This is a genomic window from Hanamia caeni (genome assembly GCF_003721595.1).
Classification (GTDB): Bacteria; Bacteroidota; Bacteroidia; order Chitinophagales; family Chitinophagaceae; genus Ginsengibacter; species Ginsengibacter caeni.
In genome coordinates, this window is record NZ_RJJR01000011.1 from 127,434 (window position 1) to 147,152 (window position 19,719).

A 19,719-nucleotide genomic window follows, 5' to 3' on the forward strand; every position below is an offset into this window, starting at 1 on the left:
ATAACATCATTTCATGATAAAGAAAAAAGAGTTGAATTAATTTCTGGGATTAGGGAAATTTGCCTTTCAAAATTTTTGAATGCTTACAGAAATTTATCATCATTATATTATCACGCGGTTTAATCTCAGGCGCGTAGGATGGAGCACAGCGAGAAATGGCTCATTGGTGTTAACTGACGATTGGCTGGCTAACCGATTTATTCTTTTTGAAAAATTTTGCTTGACCTCCATGCAAAACCAAACCAACAAAAACTTTACCTGGCTTGTTTTTTTTGATATTGATACTCCGGAAAAATACCGGCAGAAAGCGATGGAATATAATTTGAGGTTACCCAACTTTCAGCCTTTTTTCATCAACGGCATGCCTGAATTTTTGCCCTCAATTCAAAATGAAATAAGAAAAAATATTCGCCCATATACAATTTCTTCGCGACTCGATAATGATGATTGTGTCAGCAAAAATTTTATAAATGAAATTCAGTTGAATTTTGAAAAACAAAATTTTTTAGTTCTTGATTTCCCTGATGGATATACTTTGCAAATTAATCCTTCCATTAAAATTGGAAAACGTAAGCAGCTTTTCAATCCATTCATTTCCATTATTGAAAAAAGCGAAGGCGCGAAAAGCGTTTGGCAAAGAGAAGCGCATTCATCATGGAAAAAGGAAAAAAATTTAAAGCGCATTAACGATAAAAGAATATGGATGTCAATCATTCATTTTGAAAATAAGAAAAACAAGTATGAAGGTTATGGCAAAGTGAACGTTGAAGAAGTGTTTGAAAATTTTGTTTTAGATAACGAACTGAAATCGAAAATTATCAACAGGCCGCATTCAATAACCACAAAGCTTGAAAGCGCTCAAAATAATTTATCATCGCATTGGCGCACTCTGTACAAGGATATTAAAAGAAAAGCAGGGCTTTATAATTAATCTCATTAAAAAAAATGGACCTAATAAAAATTTCAAAAGATGCGCTTCCTGTTTTAAATCAAGGTGGACTTATCCTTTATCCGACTGATACCATTTGGGGAATTGGATGTGATGCTACGAACAGTGATGCAATAAAAAAAGTATATGCGCTTAAAAACCGCGAAGAAAAAAAATCGCTCATCATTCTTGTTGACAGCATCGCCTTGCTTGAAAAATATGTTGATAATCCTTCGCCGGAATTGCTGTCTTTTATTGCGACTGCTCAAAAACCTACCACTGCTATCTTTAAAAATGCAATCAACTTGCCATCAGTTTTAATAAATGAAGATGGCAGCATCGCCGTTCGAATTCCTAACGATGATTTTTGCATAAGATTGATTCAACAATTTGAAAAACCGCTGGTGTCAACCTCCGCAAACATTTCAGGTGAGCCATCCCCGCAAAATTTTAATGAAGTTTCAGGTAAAATTAAAAGCGGTGTGGATTATATTGTTCCACACCGCCAGGATGATATTTCAAAAAAACTTCCTTCGGCCATTATAAAATTAAACGATAAACAGGAGGTTGAATTTATCCGCCGTTAAGATTATAAAGCCAGTCCGACACCTACCTGAATCATTTGCACTTTCCAGGTATCGTTGTTGTTAAGATTGTTGAGGTCTGTTAAACCTCCTACAAATCTTCCATATACCCTGAATTTTGTGACCTTCAATTGTAGGCCTGCCGCCATTGAAAAATCTCCTGATTTAAATGCATCTTTTCCATTCTGCACCAGGTTTTTACTTTTATCCAATAAAATTCCAAATTGCGGCCCCGCTTGTATCGCCAATATATTACTCAGATTATAATTTACCATAATCGGAATGGTCAGGGAGCGCAATTGGATTTGGCCCACGTTATGCAATTGCGTAATCTCATTAAAGGAGGTGGCTGTGTCAGTATTTACCTGGTTAAATAAAACTTCAGGTTGTATTGCCCACTTGCCCGCACCAAGCGTGGCGAAAGCGCCTACATGATAGCCAAGGTTATATTCATCTTTGAAGGCATGGCCATCAATTTTTCCGAGGTTTGCACCGGCTTTTATTCCGAAAGTTAATCCCTGGGAAAACAATGATGAAGTGAGGAAGAAAGAAAATACGAATAAAAAGAATTTAGCTTTCATAATAAAAAGAATTAGAGTTTAATATTTTTCAATTTACATGCCACAAATTAGGACTGAATATGTAAGCATGCTTTTCTTTTCTTTAGTTTAATAAAAATTTAAGTTTGTAATCTTCCATTTCTGTGAAGTTCTATACATAGTTAAAATGATAAATAGTAATGGTGCCTGTGATCTATCAAACAGTAAACGAACTTTTATTATGCATTTTTATTTTGATTTAATTATGATTAACCCGCCTATCCTGATGTTTGCCTGCATATTTAGTGTAACTTTGCGCCCTTAAATTTTAAAAAAAATTAATGAGCGATTTTGAAACATTAGGCCTGAATGAAAACCTCTTAAAATCAGTTGCGGACCTCGGATTTACCTCCCCCACTCCCATTCAACAACAAGCGATTCCTATTCTGTTGTCCGGCACAACAGATTTTGTTGGCCTGGCGCAAACAGGCACCGGCAAAACGGCTGCTTTCGGATTACCTTTGCTTCAATTGATAGAAGCGCAAAACAGGTATCCACAGGCTTTAATAGTTTGTCCCACACGCGAATTATGTTTACAAATTTGCAGCGACCTGCAGGAATATAAAAAATATATCAAAAGTATTAGTGTAGAACCAGTTTACGGCGGAGCCTCCATAATAATGCAAATAAAAGCTTTAAAAAGCGGCGTTCATATTGTAGTAGCTACTCCGGGCAGATTGATTGACATGATTGAAAGAAAAGCAATCGACCTTGGCAAGGTAAAATATGTGGTGTTGGATGAGGCCGATGAAATGCTGAACATGGGTTTCAGGGATGACATTGATTTCGTTTTGAAGAACACTGTCAATCGCGAAAGCACCTGGCTTTTTAGCGCAACAATGCCTGCTGAAGTACGAGCGATTTCTAAAAATTTTATGGATCATCCGAAGGAAGTTACCGTCGGAAAAAAGAACACAGCGAATGTAAATATCGATCACCAATATTTTATAACGCCCGCTCATTCCAGGTTTGAAACTTTAAAACGATTAGTAGATTTTAACCCTGGCATGTATGGAATCATTTTTACCCGCACCAAAATTGATGCACAAAATATTGCAGAAAAATTATCCAAAGAAGGTTATGATGTGGAACCGCTACACGGAGATCTTTCACAGCAGCAGCGCGACCGCGTAATGCACAGGTTTCGCGAAAAGGATTTACAAATCCTGATTGCAACAGATGTTGCCGCAAGAGGAATTGATGTGGATGATATCAGCCATGTAATAAATTATGAGCTGCCGGACGATATTGAAGTTTATACTCATCGAAGCGGACGTACGGCCAGGGCGGGCAAAAGTGGCATTTGCATATCAATTTGCCATAGCCGCGAAATTTTCAAAATAAAGCAACTCGAAAAGATGGTGAATGCCCATTTTCATAAACTGGATATTCCGACAGGCAAAGATGTTTGCCGCAAACAGTTTTTTTATTTTATAGACAGGTTGAAAAACACAGATATTTCAAACGGTTCTTACGAGGCCTATTTGCCTGAACTGGAAAAGAAATTTTCAGACATAACCAAGGAAGAAGTGTTGAAAAGAGTTGCTGCGCTTGAGTTTGATCATTTTTTGAAATATTATGAAAACGCGGAAGATTTGAATGTAAGGTCGGTTACAAAAGATAGGAAGACTGAATTCAGTAGGGATAGAAATGATAGAAGCGAAAAAAACAATTTCAGGCGCGATAGTGGATTCGACAGGCTTTTTATCAATCTTGGAACCAAAGATGGTTTTTATAAAGCCAGCTTTTTGCAATTTATACTTGATGAAAGCAATTTGAAAAAAGAAGTTTTGGGAAGAATTGATCTTCGTGAAATGAATTCATGGGTTGAAGTTGATAAATCCTCCTCGTCCAGGATGATGAAAAGCCTTGATGGCAAATATTACAACGGACGCCAGGTAAGAATGAATCACGCAGATGGCGGAAGCAATACCAGGAGCCGTTCGGGCGAGCCGAGAAAAAGAATGCCGATGAAAGAAAGGCATTGAGCAAAGTAAGATTTGCTCTTATTTGTTCGGTTACCGGGAACCGGCTAAATAGTACCGAATTTTTTGTAGTAAGCGATCAACATTCCTACCACCGCATTGTATGAATGCAGCCCTTTTGGCTGGTTATTTAATTTCAGATAGTTTCCGTAAAGCCACGAAATAAAAGGCTCAATATAGCTTTGGTGAGCTTCATTAAACTGCCTTAATTCCTGTATATCTTTTCTTACTTCCGGGTTTAATTTGTCAAGGTTTTTTTCAGAAGCTGACGAATCAAAATAATAAATTTCACGATTGGTGTAAAGGAAAAGATCAAGGTAAGCGGAATAATGAAATAGCGTATCGGGCGAATTAACTGCGGCTAAATATCCTACAAAATTGGCTTCGTTCTCCTTTGCATAACCGAGCTGGTGGGCAATTTCATGTGTAGCGATATAAGGGCGTAGCATTTGCGGAACCGTAGTGTTTACCTGTGCTTCGCCGGTAAATGGATTGTAATAACCGGTAAAGCCCATATAGTTTCCTATTTTACCATAAAAAGAGGATTTTACAGAAGTTATTTCATACTTCAAAAATGGATACTTTGTATGCGCAGCATCATAGCTTTTTTTTGCTTTCGAAATTAAAACTGCTGTTGACGGATAACTTTCACGGTTTTTAGTAACCGCTATTTTGCTAGCATTTACTTTTTGCAGCAAAATATTTTGCAGAATGAAAAGGTCCGTCGTGTCATACAAATGGGGTTTTAACTGTAGTTGAAAAGCAATTCCCTTCCGGTCATAATTCAATCCCCAAAAAATATAAAATATTATATAAATCACACCTAAAAGGAAAAACAAATTCAAAGTTTTCTGAAGGCCGTCTCTTAAATTGAATTGTTTTATAAATAACCCTCTTACGTTTTTAAATATCTTCCAGGCAATCCAGCAAAAAGCAAAAAAATATAAAATATCACCCACACTAAAAGGAATCCAGCCAAAAATAATCCGGAGAATTTTAGAGGCATACATATAAAACGCGCAGGAATAAATGTGTTCTACCCAAAGCTGGTTTGAAGAAAAAATTTTAATTCCTATAATCAAAAGAATTAACGGAATCCACCGCATTATTTTTTTTTCTGAATTTCGCCTGTCACTCTTCATTTATATAATCGTTATCTTCAAAGGGGTCGATGGTTGCCAAATTTTCCTTAACTTTTCTCGTCTTTATAAAAAGACTTTTAAAAAAGTTGGATAAAGATAGGTGTCAATAAAATGTAAAACTATTTAAATATCTGATTCACTTTTTGCAATAACGAATAGGATGCTGCTTAAACTTTGACACTGAGGCAAAAGAATTTTTAGCGTTTTGATGGCACGAAATTGAAAATATCGAGGCCTTTTACTAAAAAATTTAATTAAATTCATTACTTTTGCACCCCTTTAATATTAGGTTATGGGAAACAGGCATAAATTTGACATTGCATTTGTAGGATTGAAACCTGGCGTCCATGAATTTAATTATGAAGTGGATGATAAGTTCTTTGCAGAATATAAGGAAACAGATTTTAAAGATTGCCACGCTACCATAAAGCTTGCGCTTGAAAAAAACACTTCCTTTATGATGCTGAAATTCGAAATCGGAGGAAGTGTAGAAGTTATTTGCGATCGTTGTGGAAACAATCTGCGAATGGATCTTTGGGATGAGTTTAAGCTTATAATAAAGCAGGTAGAAAATCCGGAAGAAATGAATCACAGCGAGGAAGATCCTGATGTATTTTATATATCCCGCACCGAAAGCCACATTCATTTAGCCGATTGGATTTATGAATTTGTTTTGTTAAGCATTCCTAACCAGCGCATGTGCAAAGAAGAAGAAATCGGAGGCCCTCAGTGTAATAAAGAGGTTTTGGCAATGTTGAAAAAAATGCAGCAGTCAGGTACAGAAAATAATCATCCTTTACAAAAAGAGCTTGAAAAATTAAAAAATAAACAATAATCAATCATATTAATCTACGGTTATGCCCAATCCAAAGCGCAGGCACAGTCAACAAAGAAGTGCAAAAAGAAGAACACATTATAAAGCAGTAGCTCCAACACTGAGCGTGGACCCAACTACGGGGGAAACACACGTTCGCCATCGCGCGCATGTAAGCGAAGGAAAGCTTTATTATAAAGGGAAAGTTGTGACAGAAAAAGCGCCTATAAAAGTTAGTTAGGCCTGATTTTAAATAGCATTAAATCCAAAACCAAGTTTATTACCTTCAACTTTGGTTTTGGATTTTTTTTTAAGCAACCGGAAAGGCTTACAATTAAATATTTAATTTTATAGCGATAACTAATGATTAATATCCGAAAATGAATATAGCACTGGACATGATGGGTGGCGATTTCGCTCCTGAAGAAACTATCAAGGGCGTTAAACTTTTTTTATCCCAAAATTCTGACTCATCCGTTAATCTGACGCTGATAGGAGACATAGACCAAATGTCGCCACATTTCGAACCAGGCCATGCAGATTCACACAGGATACATTTAGTGCATGCTTCTGAAGTGATTGAAATGCACGAGCACCCCACAAAAGCGCTGAAAGAAAAACCGCAATCTTCCATTGCCATTGGATTTCATCTTTTAGCCGCCGGAAAAACGGATGCATTTATTAGCGCCGGAAATACAGGAGCTATGTTAGTGGGATCGCTTTATAGCATTAAGGCTATTAATGGCGTTGCCCGGCCGGCAATTGGCGCCTACATGCCCCGCGATAATGGCAAAACTTCTTTGCTTGTGGATGTAGGACTAAACTCAGATTGCAAACCGGAAAACCTATTACAGTTCGCTTTATTAGGCAGTCTTTTTGCCAAATACATTTTAAATTTTGACAATCCACGTGTAGCGCTGATAAATGTAGGATCTGAAGAAGGGAAAGGAAATATTCTTTGCCAGACCGCATTTCCTTTGTTAAAGGAAAATAAGCAAATAAATTTTATAGGAAATATTGAAGGCCGCGATTTGCTTATGAGCAAAGCCGAAGTGTATGTGTGCGATGGCTTCACAGGCAACATTATATTAAAATTTGCTGAATCGATTTATGATATTGTTCAAAACCGGAAAATTAAAGACGAATATTTTAACCGGTTTAATTTTGAAATGTATGGAGGTGTGCCTGTTCTGGGCGTAAATAAGCCTGTTATTATTGGCCATGGAATATCTACTGCAGGCGCCTTTGATAACATGATATTAATGGCTAAAAAAATGATAGACGAGGAATTTATTGAAAAAATAAAATCCAACTTTTTATAAATTTACTGGTTGCAAAAAAAATTATCGTTGATATAGCCTATTCCAGGTTTACGCCTCCTCCATTTTTTGAAGCCTTTCATTACGATAATCGACTGGTTAATAATCCTTATTTTTAGCAAGCCTTATAAAACGCTACATGAAATTATTACTAAAATATTCCTATAATATTTTTTTTATAATTCCAATTCTTTGTATACATTTTGAAGTAAACGCCCAGATAGATACCTCTAACCGTCTGAAAAACCCGGCAGATACTTCCAGCCGGATAAAAACCTTAATTCATAAGGTTATCGAAAATTTGGAAAAGCCGCCAAAGAGTGATTCTTTGAAACCCGGCACAAATGAAGTGGCTTTTGAGCCTTATGAAGGGCTCATCATCAGAAATATCATCATCGAAAGAGTTCCTTTCGGGGTTACTATCGGCGATACTTCAAAACGTTTAATCAACAGCTTAACCAATCTCGCCAACGATCTTCACCATATCACTAAAACAAAGGTGATAAAAGAAAATCTTTTCTTTAAGAAAGGCGACCCTGTAAAACCATTTTTAATGGCGGATAACGAACGCTATCTCAGGCAATTATTATATCTCCAGGACGCAGAAATCTTTGTTGCCAAAACAGCGACAGGCTCTGATTCTGTGGATGTATTTGTTGAAATAAAGGATGTGTTTTCCATGGGTGGCGCTATCAATTCTTTAGGCCTCAAACAAACAAATCTTGAAATTCGCGAAGATAACTTTGCCGGCAGCGGAAATGCTGCCATTCTTTATGCCCTGTACGATGATAAGCGGAAAAATAATTTCGCCTTTGGTGGCGAATATATGAACCGGAATCTTGGCGGAAGCTTTATAAATGCACGGGCAGGCTATCAAAGTTTTTATCCCGCAATTTATGGGCCTAAGGAAGATAACAATTATTATATCAGCTTTATGAAGCCGCTTGTAAACAGGTATATGAAATGGACGTATGAATTAGACGCTTCATATCATCACACCAGAAATTTTTATGCCCCGGATTCATTTTATCTTGCTAATACAAGATACCGGTATTACAATATTGAAACATGGGCAGGATACAACATAAACGCAAATGATTTTACCACATCTGAAGAATCAAAAAAACTAAGAAAGCTAATTGGAGGCAGGTACATCAATCAAAATTTTCTATCAGTGCCCAAACGATTTGACACGGTGTATGATTGGAAATACCAGACCATCAAGGCCGGCCTTGTCACGCTTACTTTTTACCGCCAAAATTTTTACAAGACGCGGTATATCTACGGCTTTGGACGAAATGAAGACATCCCGGAAGGTTTGCTGCTAAGCGTTACAGCGGGCTTCACCAAAAGACAGGAAGCAAAGCGGCCTTTCGTGGGTTTCAATTTTGAAAGCTATCATTTCAACAGCAGGAGAAATTATTTAAGTTACAAAGTAGCAGCTGAAGGCTATCTGAACCAATCATCAATTGAAGACCTGAATTTTTTGGGAAGTATCTTTTATTTTGATCGCTTAAAGCCTGTCGGCTCAAAATGGAAACAGCGCTTTTTCCTGAATTTTGATCTTGCGCAACAGGTAAACACGGTATATAATCAACCGCTGTTTGCAAACAGCCAGTTTGGTATGCCGGAATATGGAAATGAAATCATAGACAATCAGCGCGTGGGCGGCGCACTGCGATCTACGGCAAAGGTGGAATCTGAATTTTTCAGTCCCTGGTCGGTGGTTGCGTTCCGGTTTGCACCCTTTGTTTTCGGTAACGTGAGTGTATTTTCGCCATATAAATATCATGCTAAGGTATTAAGCGCTTTAGGTGGTGGCATCCGCACCAGGAACGAAAGCCTGGTATTTGGAACCATTGAACTGAAAGCCTATTATTTTCCAGAAAAGAATTTCCATAACGAAAGCTTCCGTTTTTCCCTTTCTACCAATGTAATTTTTAAATATAACACCCAGTTTGTAAAAAAGCCGGATTTTATACAAATAAATTAAAGCTCCGGCGGGCATGTTTTAATTCAATTCATTTAATATCTTTAATTATAAATTATTAAATGAAACTCTTAAGAAGATATTTTGAATTAACTGCGTGGGTCACCGCCATTTTGCTGTTAGCCTTAATGAATCCGGCAACCGACACCCATTATTCATTTTGCTTATTTAAATTTATCGGAATCCAATTTTGCCCGGGTTGCGGCCTCGGCCACTCGATTAGCTACCTGTTTCATGGCGATTTTAAACAATCTTTCAACAGCCATCCGCTTGGCTTTTTTGCGGTGGCGGTGATATTTCACAGAATGTATCAATTGATTTCTGTGCACTTTATTTCAAAAACCAAAAGTTATAATTATGGAAACTAATGGCATCAATCCCCTGATCATACAATTTCTTTACAACGCAACGCCCGAAGAATTAATAACGATTAATTCAAGAACGAAAGGGTTTAGCAATGCTGAACTGGAACAATTCTGCGTGATTTATCGCGCTAAACGAAAGGATCCACAGTTAATCCTGATACTGGCATTAATCGGCCTGTTCGGCATTGCGGGCATTCAGCGCTTTTTTATTGGCCATATCGGAATGGGCATTTTATATTTTTTTACAGCAGGCCTCTGCTTTGTCGGCACCATCATCGATGCAGTCAATTATAAAGACCTTGCTATGGAATACAACGCTAAAATGATTACCGAAACTTTGTCTACCTTAAACATGATTGCCCGCTAACGCTTCTTTCATTTTTGCATTCATTTCAGGCAGAATAAAAATTCAGATTATTTACACGTTTACTGTAAATCCTGCAAATCCATGGAAGCAAGGTGGTGCTTAATGCCATCTAACACACCTTTGGACAAGGGCTTCGGGCTAAAATAAATAAGCTTATTTTTCCTTAGCGGTTCCAGTTCAGGGCTATAGTTGGAGACTACGATCCCTTTTGCTTTTCCTTTCAGCATGTCAATATCATTTCCGCTGTTGCCGGCTGTGATAAACTGTTGAAGAGGAACCTTCCATTTGTAGCTTAAATACCGCATGGCATTCCCTTTGCTGGCGCGAAACGGCAGTAGATCGAGATAACGGTTTTCAGTTAATAAAACTTTTGCCCTGAGCTTGTGGTCGTCAAGAAACTTATGTAAATCGGCAAGGTTATCGTCGTCAAAATCTTGATCAACATAATAACTTAGCTTAAACTGCCATTGCGCATTTGGCTCCTGCATGTGGATTCCGGGAAATTTCGATAAAGCTTTTTGCAATTCATCCCGTTTCCATTGATAATCTATGTGGCTTTCATATCCATTATCAGCTATCAATTTATCAGTGTAATATATTTCGGAACCGGCGGAACAAATCAGTACATCCGGAGTGGGCAGCCCGTATTTGGATATTGCTTCCTGCGTTATGATTTTATTGCGCCCGCTTGCAAGACAAAAAACCAACTTGCTTTTTCGTTTATTGACCCACTCTCTTAACTCTGGCAGGCCTTCAGTATCCTCTTCCTCTACCAAAGTTCCGTCAATATCAGAAATGATAAATAAATCAGACTTCATCAACTTTTTCCCAAATGAAGTTTTTAGAGTAAATATCGGTTCAGCATCTTGTTTTTTCGGATTAAATAATTCGTCGATAATTTCTACGTATTTATTTGCATGGGCCGTCCATGAATAAAATTGGTTAGTAGCAATGATGCCATTGGCAGAAAATTTTTCCCACAATTTCTGATCTGAAATAATTCTCTTAAGCGCCTCTGCTATTTGACGCGGGTCTTCTACATCCACCAATAGTCCGTTATCACATTGCTCAAGAATTTCTTTTGGGCCACCCGTAGGCGATGCCACTACGGGTAAGCCGCAGGCAGCAGACTCTACAATCGTTAATCCAAAATTTTCGCCTGGCGTGCCATTTACAAAAACTCCTTTTTTGCGCGCCGCAACTCTATAAATTTCCGGCACTTCAAGCTTGGGGTCATTTTTTTTGGGGATGGCCATTTTGCCGTACAAATCATATTTATCAAGCATCAACAAAAGATTAGTAAGAATATCCTGCTCATCAGCGGGCATTTCAGTAATATCTTTTCTTACGCCGGCAAAAATGGCCAGGTTTGCCATGGTTTGCAGTTCAGGGTCCTGGCCATAAGACTGGATGATTCTTTCAAAATTTTTTCGTTTATCTGCCCGGCCTATGGAAAGAATAAGTGGCTTTTGGGGATTAAACAAAAAACGCTCAATATCTGAATTTACCCTATACAAAGCTTGCTCCTGTTCGATGCTCATTTGAAAACCCGGCATATCAAACCGGTAAAAAGGATAAAATACGTCATTGTTTACTCCAGGAGGAATTACTTCAAACCTTCCTTTTCTTTCTATACCATACAATGCATACTGGGTATCTATTTCATGCTGGGTGCTCACAATAATTACATCTGCATTTTTAATAGCATATTCCTCCGCCTCAATGCGCCGCTGCATATTGAATTTTTCATTGATTCTCTCCACCGGCATTCCCTCCTGCAACAGAATATTCATTTTATTACGGCCAAGCGAATGCCCGGTTGCAATAAAAGGAATTCCAAAAACTTCACTTATCTGGCTGGCGAGATAGTTACCATCCGCATAATGCCCGTGTGCCACATCAGGAAAATCATCTTCTTTTTCGATAAAACGAATGGTTTTATCAACAAATTCATCCAGGTAATCCCATAGAGATTCCTTAGACCGGTATAAATTTCCGCCGCAGGTAACACGCACAATCCGCGCTTTCTCATCAACCATTTCAATTTCTTTTTCATAAGAAGAAGAAACCCTTTTATCTATTATCCGCCGCGTAAACAAATCAACCTTTCTGATTTGGGGATGTTTTGAAAGGTTTTCCAATAGTTCGAGGATGTATTTTACCTGTCCGCCTGTATCTTTGTCTCTTCCTATTTCGGGATCTTTAAATCTGATAAGCCCGTGAGGACTAAATAATTGTATATAATATCCACTCATTTTTACTAAATTCACTTAATCCAGGTTGGTAAAAGTAACTAAATCAAAATAATTGGTTTGGATTACAAGTTCATCTTATCAAAAGTGATGCCTTCATCTTAAATGGATTTGAAAATTTGCCTTTTGAGAAACAGTTTTCAATCACAGGCAAATAACTAGTGGCAGGGATTTTGTAATCTCTTAAAAATTTTTAGACATTATGTATTCAGGATCAGGATTTAGCGATTGGGAAATTGGTGACATTACCGTAATTATTCATGAAGGTGTATATCACTTATTTCATCTTATCATTCCAAATCATGATTATATAGCCCATGCGGTATCCAACGATGGCATTTCATGGAAAAGAGTTAAAAATGCATTGTTTGTGGGAAACCCCGGGGAATGGGATGATGACATGCTTTGGACGATGGATGTGGTGGAAGTGAATGGAAAATTTGAAATGTATTATACCGGCCTGCAAAGGCGCGATCGCGGCGTTATTTCAAGAATCGGCCTGGCTACTTCTGACAATCTTCTCGACTGGGAAAAATCAGAAAAAGACATTTTTCCCATATCTCCAAAAGGCATTTTTTATGAAAACGAAACGGATAATCCGCGCAAATGGCTGAGTTTCAGGGATCCATTTTGGTATAAATATAAGAATGAAATTTACCTGCTGGTTTGTGCACGCAGCATCACAGGCCCGGTATCGCGGCGCGGATGTGTCGGTTTGGTGAAAATTACCAACGATGTAGTTGAATTAAGGCCACCTCTTGTGTATCCCATGATGTATGACGATATTGAATGCCCGTGCATTTTTGAGCTAAAAGGCAGATATTATATTATCGGTTCTATTCGTGAAGATATCAAAATCAGGTATTGGTTCGCCGGGGATTTTTTTGGTGAATATCATTCCTTTCACTCTGATGTATTATTGCCCAAAGGCAATTACGCAGCAAGAATCGTTAAAGATGGCGATCATATTTTGCTTTATAATTTCTTCTATTCGTATGGTAAAATAGATGCATTAAGAGTGCTGCCTCCTCCAAAGGAGCTCGATATCGATGAATCAGGAAGGCTCTTAATAAAAAGTTACTATCGCTGGGATATGCAGGTTACCAAAACTATTTTGCAGACAGATTTTGGCAATGTGAAGCATCTGTTATCCAATCCCACGGCTTCATCTGCTATCGAAGTGGATAAATGGACCTGTGCTTCAAGAAGTGGTTATGAAATCTTTTCGTTTGACAAGCCTTCATCCAGTTTTATTTGGGAAGGACTGCTAACTGTAGAAGGCATGGGGAAACTGGGATTGGTGAGCGACATCGACGAAGATGGAAATGGCTACTTTATTTCTTTCGATGTCCAAAATGGATTACTGCAAATGCGGGCGTGGGGATTTAACCCGTTGGATGTAAGACAGAATTTTATTTTCAATGAATTGCAGGTAGGTGTTTTTAAGATGAATAAAGAAAACCGCTTTAATTTCAGGTTGATTCATTATGGAAACTATATCGAATTTTCTATTGATGGCGAGGTAAAGCTTACTTTAATGGATTATGCGTTTTCGGGAGGAGGTATAGGCCTTTATTCTGCTTCGTCGGTAATTTCATTACAAAATTCAGTTGTAAAAATCCTTCCGGAACCTATTGATGAATATGCAAGCCAGGAGGAGGCTCGTAAGTCACCCGAATCATCTCTTGGGCCCTTATAAATAAGTTTTTGCAAAAATAAAAATCAGTTTTTTCTCTTTTTACTGTACTATAATCAGATAGCTTGAACAAAAAAAAAGCTAGCCCTTATAGTTGAGCTAGCCTTTTAGAAATTTTATAAAGATGCCTTCTGTTGGATTTGTTTATTGTTTTATCACTTTTCCTTTGAAAAGAACTTCGCCGGAATTACTAATGATAGAAAGGATATACATTCCATGTTGCAAACCGCCAAGATTATTAAATTCCTGCCTGCTTGTGCCGCTGTTCACTGACCAGCTTTGAGCCGCAATTTGCTTTCCGGTAATATCAATCAACCTGGCTGTTACCATTTCCGTAGTGGGGCTGGTAAAATTAACGGTTAGTTTATTGTAAAAGGGATTTGCCAAAACCGAAATAGCTGCTTTTTGTATCTGAATTTTCACAGCCACCGTATTTGAATAGCCGGATTTCCCATCATTATCGACTTGTTTCAGGCGATAATAATTAATGCCACCTAATGGGCTTGCATCAATGGTATTATATTTTTTTAGCACCTGGCTGTTTCCTGAACCGTTCACAGTCGCAATGACTGACCATTTTGAGTTTCCATCAGCGCTTCTTTCTACCTGGAAGTATTTATTATTTAATTCTTGCGATGTAGCCCAATCGATGCTTACGCTGGTTCCTTTGGCATGTGCTGAAAAACTGGTTAGCGTAACCGGGGCCACTCCGCCCTCTTCGCAAATGGAAAATATGAGGTCGTCCATGGCAAAATCATTGCCGCATCCTCCCTTTGTTCCATCTCCTATGGTAATCCTTATTTGAGTAGGGAAAAATCCATTCAGGTTAGGCAAAGTAAAGGCAGAACTCACATTTACCCAGGCAGGTTCAGTGGTTTGATTTACCGCTGGTGCAGACTGTGGAGAACCATCCAGGCCCACCCACGTGCCTTCTGCTGAAAGATATTCAACAGTAAAAGTCATTATGGGCAATAATGGATCGGGGGCGCAAATTCCCAAAGTATCTATATTCATCACATACGTGCTGATATTATAGTTTCCAGCCTCAAACCCTCTTTGGTTGATAACAGTGTGCTGGAAGAATTTTTCAGCCTGGCCGTTAATCACCAACATTTTCCCATTCTCATTTCCGGTATGGTCTGAGGACAGGTGCCATTCGGGCTTTTGTTGGGTATTATTTATGACTCTGTATACGCCTTCAGAAGTTAGACTTCCATCCTGCTGGTAAGACAAGCCAGAGGTTAAAACATCGGGACTGCTTGTGGCGACAGTTCCGGTTCCAAAATCTTCTGAATACAAAACAGTGGGGTTGCAATTGACCTGTGCGAAGGACACATTTGCGAAAAGCAACATCGTGCAAAGAGAAAAAAAACTTGCAAAGACCTTAAATAATGTAAAATTCTTGTTCATAAAAAAAGTTTTAGAGATAAAAAATGATTACCAGGTAAAATGGCTTTACTCATTTTGCTCTTTTGCAAAAAAGGGATCTTTGGAAAATTTAAATAGGGAAAAGTTTGGTAGTTTTCTGAGGATATTCCGTACAAAACTAATCATTAAATCCAATTATCAAAATAACACCTTAAATTTTTTAATAATTATAATGCTTTCATCTTCAAATGTGGCATTTGCTTTCAAGAAAAAAAATCGCCAATAATATGGCATGTTTTATGAGCCACCTATATAAAATTCTTTAACTATGAAACACAAAATAGGATTTATTTTTACTCTCGCATTAATCTTATCAACACCTGTGACAGCCCAGGATACCGCTTCCCAAAGACCGGCCTTAAACGATGAGACTTATCCAATTAACACTACAAGAAATAATCACAATTCCCCGCACCAGATATACAGAGATACCAGGTTAGGCTCAAGTTCGGCCAACTATAATACTTACGAAAAAAATGATAATGGCGCCGGAGCAATAACTACAGATCCTCACAAGGCTGCGGGTAGCTCATCTTTTCCGGGAATGCAAGCTGATTCAAGTGTTGAACACGCGCCCAAAATCTACAGAGACACAAGATTAGGATCAAGTTCTGCATTATACAATACCTATCAAAAAAATGATTATGGCGCCGGAGCAGTCACTACAAATCCTCATAAATAGCTTGAGGAATTGAGTTGATAAGATTGGATTTATTGCAACTGTATTTCAAATAGCCTGGGCCAGTCTTTTCCAGTGATGTACATTTTTTTAGTGGCACTGTCGTACGCAATGCCATTTAAAACGGCGCCATCTTCAAATTTGGCTGTGGGGTCATATTGGTGCAAAAGGCCGGTCAGATTCATGGCCCCGGTAACGTAGCCCGTGGAGGTATCAATTTTGATAATTTCATTAGTGTACCAGCGGTTGGCATATATTGATCCATTGATCAATTCTAACTCATTCAGGCTATCCACTTCTCCTCTGTTATCGGCAACAGTCAAAATTTTATTGACCTTGAAATTTTTGCTTTTTTCGTCCGGCTGTACGAAAAACAATTTTGACGAGCCATCACTGATAATTATATTTTTTCCATCATTTGTAGCGCCCCATCCTTCGCGGTTCCATTTTAAAGAATCCACAGGACGGGTAAAATTGTCGAGCGGATATACATACACCTTGTTGCTTTGCCAGGTTAGCTGGTAAATTTTGTTGTTGAAAATAGTAATCCCTTCCCCAAAAATTGACTTATCCGGAAGTAAATAGCTCTTTTCAACTTTTCCCGTTTTTAGATCTACCAGCCGGAGGCTGGAACGGTTATATTCACCTGTACTTTCGTACAATTTATTTCCATAATACTCCAAGCCCTGGGTAAACGCTCCCGAATCATGCGGATATACAGAAACAACCTTATACATTATTTGTGCCGGTGGAGGAATATTATTTACCGGCAACGAGCTATCATAATCAGGCGTAGATGAATTGTCGCCACATGAAACTAAAAAGAAACAAATGAAAAAAGCGGGAATTATCTTACTAAACATTATCTCTGTTTTCGTTAAATAGAAAATCAAAATTACTCTGCTGCATTTGTATAAAAAGCTAAATTTTTGAAAACTGGATGTGTTTTCAATTTAAAAAGAATTAACAAATTAATCATGTAATGCATCTTTTAAATCCGCCCATCCCCATTTATCTTTAATAAAAGGCCCTTTCATTAAATACAATTCCGGGTTGGTGCGCGCGGCAGTTTTAAAAGCGGTTGCATCAAGGCTAAAGACAGGAAGATGAAAATTATTCTTTCTATTAAAAAATTCATCCGCATTTGCCGCTTCGGGAGTAACAATGTAGAGTAACCGGTTTGTTTTTTTTGCATGCTGATAAATACTTGCAAAATTATTGAACCAATAATCCGTATGCTCAAAGCCTTTTACAAAAAATAAATAGTAAGATGCATCAAGACTAAGAACTGCATTTGTGGTGTCATTCCCTGAAATTGTTACAAGATTAAAATCTTTAATTGGAGGCTCATTATTTTTGCCCTTACTTATTAAAATATCTTTCCGGCTTACAAAATGCCAACTTGAGTCAGGCAGGTCTTTGACTGTGAAGTCTTGTTTCTTGCCATCTTTTTCATACACAAAAACATAATCAACCTTATCAGGAACAGCATCTGCAGGCATTTTGCGAAGCTGTAATACATTTCCTCCTTTCTTGAAAGGCAGGCAATCCACGGTAGGCAAATGGCGCATTACAAACCACTGATAATATAAAACCAGGAATGTAGAAATAACTACCAGCAAAATATTTAATGCCTGGTTGAAAAGTGGAACTATATATTTCCTTCCAAAAAATAATATCAAAACGAGGACTAACAGAACCAGGTCTTTAATAAATGATTGCATGGACGTAAGCGGCAGGCAATCTCCAAAACATCCACACGTGGCTATCTTGCCTGAAAGAGCCGCATAGCCGGTAAGAAACGAGAAGAAGATGATAAGCAACAAAATAAGCCACGTAAAAAATTTTCTCCAAAGTCCTAGTAAAATTCCAACACCCACAATGATTTCTAGCGTTATCATGATGATGGAAAAAGGAAGAGCATAATCGCTGAGCCAAAACATGACAGAAGAAAGGCTTTTATTCATTGCCCAAACGTCAAAAAACTCCTGCATTTTATATGCCAGCCCATGTGGATCCATCGCTTTTACCAACCCGGAAAAAATAAACAGAATTCCAACTATTACGCGGACTATATTCACTATTATTTTCATGTGGCTAAATTTTTACTATTGATAGTTTCGGACGATATAAGCGCAAAGACTGCATAATTTAAAATATCATAAAAATTAGCATCGATACCTTCACTAACGAGCGTTTTACCCTTATTCTGAATAATTTGTTTTATCCGCAATACTTTGGCTAATATAAGATCCACAAAACTTTCCTGGCTCATTTCGCGCCATGCTTCGCCATAGTCATGATTTTTGTTCATCATCAACGATTTGGCGGCTTTTATTTTATCATCATATAAATTCATTGTTTCTTCCAAAGAAACCTCTTCTACCTCGTCGTCGCTGATATCCAGTTGAATTAAACCGATGACTGCATAATTTGCTATTCCTGTAAATTCTGAATTGATATCTTCTTCAATTTTTTGAATCCCTTTTTCCTGGATATTCCTGATACGTTTCGCTTTTATGTAAATCTGGTCTGCAATAGAAATGGATCTATATACTCTCCACGATGTGCCATAATCTTTTGTCTTTTGTAAAAAAATTTGCCTGCATTTATTAACTGCATCATCAAATTGCAGATCCGTATTAACTTGCGCCATAATTATCGCCAAATTTAAACTTAAAAAGATAATGTTTTCATTGAATTGCAGGGGCAAGTTCGTTTTTGCGGGAAATCCGCTGATAATGGGCATTTTAAATCTTACCGAAGATTCATTTTATGCCGGCAGCCGGCACCGCACCTTAGAAGCGATAAAAGAAAAAACCGGGCAAATGCTGAGCGAAGGTGCTGATATAATTGACTTGGGCGCGCAAAGCACAAGGCCGGGCAGCACTCGTTTTTCCGCTGAAGATGAACTGGAGAAATTACTTCCTGCCATTGATTGCCTGGTAAAAGATTTTCCCTCCATTCTTATTTCAATCGACACCTATTTTTCAAAAGTAGCAAGAGAATGCGTTGCCGCCGGTGCCTCCATCATCAATGATATCAGCGGTGGCAATATGAATTCGCAAATGATTAAAACTGTCGGGAAATTAAGGGTTCCGTATGTATGTATGCACATGAAAGGCGTTCCTGAAACTATGCAAAACCAACCGCAGTATGATGATGTGACAAAAGAAGTGCTCGATTATTTTATAGCAAAAATTGATGAATGCAAACAAGCAGGAATTAATGATGTTATTATCGACCCGGGGTTCGGATTTGGAAAGAATATTGCGCAGAATTTAAAATTATTAAAAGATTTAAGTGTTTTTAAAATTCTTGATAAGCCTATCCTGGCCGGAGTTTCAAGAAAATCAACGATTTACCGCACTCTGAAAATTTCTGTAGAGGACTCGTTAAATGGCACTACTGTTTTGCATACCATCGCGTTGCAAAACGGCGCTTCTATGTTGCGTGTGCATGATGTGAAGGAAGCAAAAGAAGTAGTTACTTTATTAGGCGCTATATCGGGTGCATAACCAAAATAAAAATCACAGAGATTTATTCGTTTACTATTTAAAACAAAAAGCCA

At 37.9% G+C, this 19,719-nt stretch carries 19 protein-coding genes; 12 read left to right on the top strand and 7 right to left on the bottom strand.

The features are described from left to right. Nucleotides 1-79: 79 nt before the first annotated feature. Nucleotides 80-931: a glycosyltransferase gene (locus tag EFY79_RS13540; protein WP_123121256.1), complete on the top strand. Its 852-nt coding sequence runs from the start codon at nucleotides 80-82 to the stop codon at nucleotides 929-931. Nucleotides 932-945: 14 nt separating this feature from the next. Next, entirely contained in the window at nucleotides 946-1,515 is a 570-nt protein-coding gene (locus EFY79_RS13545) for an L-threonylcarbamoyladenylate synthase (protein ID WP_123121257.1), read from the top strand. A 2-nt stretch (nucleotides 1,516-1,517) separates the two neighbouring features. Here EFY79_RS13545 and EFY79_RS13550 read toward each other — a convergent pair whose 3' ends face one another. Further along, on the bottom strand, nucleotides 1,518-2,093 hold the full coding sequence (locus EFY79_RS13550; RefSeq protein WP_123121258.1) for a porin family protein: 576 nt from the start codon (nucleotides 2,091-2,093) through the stop codon (nucleotides 1,518-1,520). Between the two features lie 299 nt (nucleotides 2,094-2,392). Between EFY79_RS13550 and EFY79_RS13555 the strand changes: the two genes are divergently transcribed. Beyond that, on the top strand, nucleotides 2,393-4,099 hold the full coding sequence (locus EFY79_RS13555) for a DEAD/DEAH box helicase (RefSeq protein ID WP_123121259.1): 1,707 nt from the start codon (nucleotides 2,393-2,395) through the stop codon (nucleotides 4,097-4,099). A 44-nt stretch (nucleotides 4,100-4,143) separates the two neighbouring features. Here the strand turns inward: EFY79_RS13555 and EFY79_RS13560 are convergent, their stop codons facing one another. Further along, nucleotides 4,144-5,238 (bottom strand): DUF3810 domain-containing protein, encoded by a 1,095-nt coding sequence (locus EFY79_RS13560; protein ID WP_123121260.1) that lies wholly within the window; start codon nucleotides 5,236-5,238, stop codon nucleotides 4,144-4,146. Between the two features lie 292 nt (nucleotides 5,239-5,530). Here EFY79_RS13560 and EFY79_RS13565 point away from each other — a divergent pair, with 292 nt between their 5' ends. The 6 genes from EFY79_RS13565 to EFY79_RS13590 all read left to right on the top strand — a co-directional run bounded on the left by EFY79_RS13565 (nucleotide 5,531) and on the right by EFY79_RS13590 (nucleotide 10,093). Beyond that, on the top strand, nucleotides 5,531-6,073 hold the full coding sequence (locus EFY79_RS13565) for a YceD family protein (protein WP_123121261.1): 543 nt from the start codon (nucleotides 5,531-5,533) through the stop codon (nucleotides 6,071-6,073). A gap of 22 nt (nucleotides 6,074-6,095) precedes the next feature. Then, on the top strand, nucleotides 6,096-6,293 hold the full coding sequence (gene rpmF / locus EFY79_RS13570) for a 50S ribosomal protein L32 (RefSeq protein WP_123121262.1): 198 nt from the start codon (nucleotides 6,096-6,098) through the stop codon (nucleotides 6,291-6,293). 139 nt (nucleotides 6,294-6,432) lie between these two features. After that, the gene (plsX, locus tag EFY79_RS13575) at nucleotides 6,433-7,374 is read left to right on the top strand and encodes a phosphate acyltransferase PlsX (RefSeq protein ID WP_123121263.1); all 942 of its coding nucleotides are present in this window, start codon (nucleotides 6,433-6,435) and stop codon (nucleotides 7,372-7,374) included. A gap of 136 nt (nucleotides 7,375-7,510) precedes the next feature. Then, nucleotides 7,511-9,364, top strand: coding sequence for a BamA/TamA family outer membrane protein (locus tag EFY79_RS13580; protein WP_123121264.1), 1,854 nt, complete (start codon nucleotides 7,511-7,513; stop codon nucleotides 9,362-9,364). A 59-nt stretch (nucleotides 9,365-9,423) separates the two neighbouring features. Continuing rightward, nucleotides 9,424-9,729: a DUF2752 domain-containing protein gene (locus EFY79_RS13585; protein WP_123121265.1), complete on the top strand. Its 306-nt coding sequence runs from the start codon at nucleotides 9,424-9,426 to the stop codon at nucleotides 9,727-9,729. Next, nucleotides 9,719-10,093 carry a TM2 domain-containing protein gene (locus EFY79_RS13590; protein ID WP_123121266.1) on the top strand — a complete coding sequence of 125 codons (375 nt, stop codon included), beginning with the start codon at nucleotides 9,719-9,721 and terminating at the stop codon, nucleotides 10,091-10,093. The genes EFY79_RS13585 and EFY79_RS13590 overlap by 11 nt, the downstream gene beginning before the upstream one ends. 59 nt (nucleotides 10,094-10,152) lie before the next feature. On the opposite strand, the gene EFY79_RS13595 is transcribed toward EFY79_RS13590, so the two are convergent. Continuing rightward, nucleotides 10,153-12,348, bottom strand: a complete 2,196-nt coding sequence (locus EFY79_RS13595; RefSeq protein WP_123121267.1) for an HAD-IIB family hydrolase — start codon at nucleotides 12,346-12,348, stop codon at nucleotides 10,153-10,155. A 199-nt stretch (nucleotides 12,349-12,547) separates the two neighbouring features. Between EFY79_RS13595 and EFY79_RS13600 the strand changes: the two genes are divergently transcribed. Further along, nucleotides 12,548-14,044 carry a glycoside hydrolase family protein gene (locus EFY79_RS13600; protein WP_123121268.1) on the top strand — a complete coding sequence of 499 codons (1,497 nt, stop codon included), beginning with the start codon at nucleotides 12,548-12,550 and terminating at the stop codon, nucleotides 14,042-14,044. A 141-nt stretch (nucleotides 14,045-14,185) separates the two neighbouring features. On the opposite strand, the gene EFY79_RS13605 is transcribed toward EFY79_RS13600, so the two are convergent. Further along, nucleotides 14,186-15,451: a T9SS type A sorting domain-containing protein gene (locus EFY79_RS13605; protein WP_123121269.1), complete on the bottom strand. Its 1,266-nt coding sequence runs from the start codon at nucleotides 15,449-15,451 to the stop codon at nucleotides 14,186-14,188. 286 nt (nucleotides 15,452-15,737) lie between these two features. Between EFY79_RS13605 and EFY79_RS13615 the strand changes: the two genes are divergently transcribed. Next, a complete protein-coding gene (locus EFY79_RS13615; protein ID WP_123121271.1) occupies nucleotides 15,738-16,151 on the top strand; it encodes a hypothetical protein in 414 nt (137 codons plus the stop codon). A gap of 29 nt (nucleotides 16,152-16,180) precedes the next feature. Here EFY79_RS13615 and EFY79_RS13620 read toward each other — a convergent pair whose 3' ends face one another. The 3 genes from EFY79_RS13620 to EFY79_RS13630 all read right to left on the bottom strand — a co-directional run bounded on the left by EFY79_RS13620 (nucleotide 16,181) and on the right by EFY79_RS13630 (nucleotide 18,804). Then, nucleotides 16,181-17,011, bottom strand: coding sequence for a glutaminyl-peptide cyclotransferase (locus EFY79_RS13620; protein WP_123121272.1), 831 nt, complete (start codon nucleotides 17,009-17,011; stop codon nucleotides 16,181-16,183). Between the two features lie 108 nt (nucleotides 17,012-17,119). After that, complete coding sequence (locus tag EFY79_RS13625) at nucleotides 17,120-18,241, bottom strand: BT_3928 family protein (RefSeq protein WP_123121273.1); 1,122 nt, start codon at nucleotides 18,239-18,241, stop codon at nucleotides 17,120-17,122. Then, a complete protein-coding gene (locus tag EFY79_RS13630) occupies nucleotides 18,238-18,804 on the bottom strand; it encodes a DUF1599 domain-containing protein (protein WP_123121274.1) in 567 nt (188 codons plus the stop codon). The genes EFY79_RS13625 and EFY79_RS13630 overlap by 4 nt, the downstream gene beginning before the upstream one ends. Before the next feature lie 31 nt (nucleotides 18,805-18,835). Here EFY79_RS13630 and folP point away from each other — a divergent pair, with 31 nt between their 5' ends. Next, nucleotides 18,836-19,666, top strand: a complete 831-nt coding sequence (folP, locus tag EFY79_RS13635; RefSeq protein WP_123121275.1) for a dihydropteroate synthase — start codon at nucleotides 18,836-18,838, stop codon at nucleotides 19,664-19,666. Nucleotides 19,667-19,719 lie beyond the last annotated feature (53 nt).

Bases quoted from the DNA above. Each gene is read 5' to 3' on its own strand.
- EFY79_RS13540 (WP_123121256.1), top strand. From the start codon at position 80: ATGCTTACAGAAATTTATCATCATTATATTATCACGCGGTTTAATCTC.
- EFY79_RS13545 (WP_123121257.1), top strand. From the start codon at position 946: ATGGACCTAATAAAAATTTCAAAAGATGCGCTTCCTGTTTTAAATCAA.
- EFY79_RS13550 (WP_123121258.1), bottom strand. From the start codon at position 2,093: ATGAAAGCTAAATTCTTTTTATTCGTATTTTCTTTCTTCCTCACTTCA.
- EFY79_RS13555 (WP_123121259.1), top strand. From the start codon at position 2,393: ATGAGCGATTTTGAAACATTAGGCCTGAATGAAAACCTCTTAAAATCA.
- EFY79_RS13560 (WP_123121260.1), bottom strand. From the start codon at position 5,238: ATGAAGAGTGACAGGCGAAATTCAGAAAAAAAAATAATGCGGTGGATT.
- EFY79_RS13565 (WP_123121261.1), top strand. From the start codon at position 5,531: ATGGGAAACAGGCATAAATTTGACATTGCATTTGTAGGATTGAAACCT.
- rpmF (WP_123121262.1), top strand. From the start codon at position 6,096: ATGCCCAATCCAAAGCGCAGGCACAGTCAACAAAGAAGTGCAAAAAGA.
- plsX (WP_123121263.1), top strand. From the start codon at position 6,433: ATGAATATAGCACTGGACATGATGGGTGGCGATTTCGCTCCTGAAGAA.
- EFY79_RS13580 (WP_123121264.1), top strand. From the start codon at position 7,511: ATGAAATTATTACTAAAATATTCCTATAATATTTTTTTTATAATTCCA.
- EFY79_RS13585 (WP_123121265.1), top strand. From the start codon at position 9,424: ATGAAACTCTTAAGAAGATATTTTGAATTAACTGCGTGGGTCACCGCC.
- EFY79_RS13590 (WP_123121266.1), top strand. From the start codon at position 9,719: ATGGAAACTAATGGCATCAATCCCCTGATCATACAATTTCTTTACAAC.
- EFY79_RS13595 (WP_123121267.1), bottom strand. From the start codon at position 12,348: ATGAGTGGATATTATATACAATTATTTAGTCCTCACGGGCTTATCAGA.
- EFY79_RS13600 (WP_123121268.1), top strand. From the start codon at position 12,548: ATGTATTCAGGATCAGGATTTAGCGATTGGGAAATTGGTGACATTACC.
- EFY79_RS13605 (WP_123121269.1), bottom strand. From the start codon at position 15,451: ATGAACAAGAATTTTACATTATTTAAGGTCTTTGCAAGTTTTTTTTCT.
- EFY79_RS13615 (WP_123121271.1), top strand. From the start codon at position 15,738: ATGAAACACAAAATAGGATTTATTTTTACTCTCGCATTAATCTTATCA.
- EFY79_RS13620 (WP_123121272.1), bottom strand. From the start codon at position 17,011: ATGTTTAGTAAGATAATTCCCGCTTTTTTCATTTGTTTCTTTTTAGTT.
- EFY79_RS13625 (WP_123121273.1), bottom strand. From the start codon at position 18,241: ATGAAAATAATAGTGAATATAGTCCGCGTAATAGTTGGAATTCTGTTT.
- EFY79_RS13630 (WP_123121274.1), bottom strand. From the start codon at position 18,804: ATGGCGCAAGTTAATACGGATCTGCAATTTGATGATGCAGTTAATAAA.
- folP (WP_123121275.1), top strand. From the start codon at position 18,836: ATGTTTTCATTGAATTGCAGGGGCAAGTTCGTTTTTGCGGGAAATCCG.